The sequence below is a fragment of the Pseudomonas sp. ICMP 10191 genome, assembly GCF_001467335.1.
GTDB lineage: Bacteria > Pseudomonadota > Gammaproteobacteria > Pseudomonadales > Pseudomonadaceae > Aquipseudomonas > Aquipseudomonas cerasi.
In genome coordinates, this window is record NZ_LKGW01000018.1 from 1 (window position 1) to 950 (window position 950).

At 62.1% G+C, this 950-nt stretch carries 1 protein-coding gene; it reads left to right on the top strand.

The features are described from left to right. The coding region (locus tag AO388_RS03230) for an AMP-binding protein (RefSeq protein WP_153003957.1) at positions 1-950 on the top strand (950 nt) is incomplete at both ends.

A 950-nucleotide genomic window follows, 5' to 3' on the forward strand; every position in this document is an offset into this window, starting at 1 on the left:
CATGCTTCGCTGTCGCTGGCCCAGCGCTGCAGCGGCGTGCCGAGTTCGCTGCCGCTGTTCAGCACCTTGCTCAACTACCGCCACAGCAACAACGGTGCGGCCTCGGCCGACACATTGTCAGCCTGGCAGGGGATTCAGACCCTGAGCATGGAGGAACGGACCAACTATCCGTTGTGCCTGAACGTCGATGACCTGGGCGATGACTTCATGCTCACCATTCAGGCCGTCAAACAAATCAGTGCAACGCGCATCGGCGAGTACATGCAGGTTGCATTGCGCAGCCTCGTGGAAGCACTGGAACACACGCCGCAAGCAGCGCTGAACAGCCTGCCGATGCTGCCGGACGATGAGCGCGAGCTGTTGCTGACGGGTTTCAATGATACTGCCCATCCTTATCCTCGCGATGTGTTGATTCACCAACTGATCGAACAACAGGTCAACCGGCGTCCGGATACCTGCGCTGTGCGCGGCGACAGCGGGCCGTTGCTCACTTACGCCGAACTCAACCAGCAGGCCAACCAGCTCGCCCATCGCCTGATCGAACTGGGCGTGGAACCGGATACGCGGGTCGCAGTAAGCCTGCGTCGCGGCGCGGAAATGGTCGTGGCGCTGTTGGGTATCCTCAAGGCCGGTGGCGCCTACGTGCCGATTGACCCGGACCTGCCGAGTGCTCGCCAGGCCTATATGCTCAGCGACAGCGCCCCTCGTGCGGTGCTGACCAGCAACGATCTGCTTGCAGATCTGCCAGCTCTTAGCGTTCCGGTGCTGGTGCTCGATAACCGCGATGACCTCGCGCAACTGGCTAAGCAGCCGAGCGGCAACACGGATGCCAAGGTCCTGGGCCTGCAGCCCAATCATCTGGCCTATGTGCTGTACACCTCCGGTTCCACCGGCACGCCCAAAGGCGTGATGAACGAGCACCTGGGCGTGGTCAACCGCCTGCTCTGGGC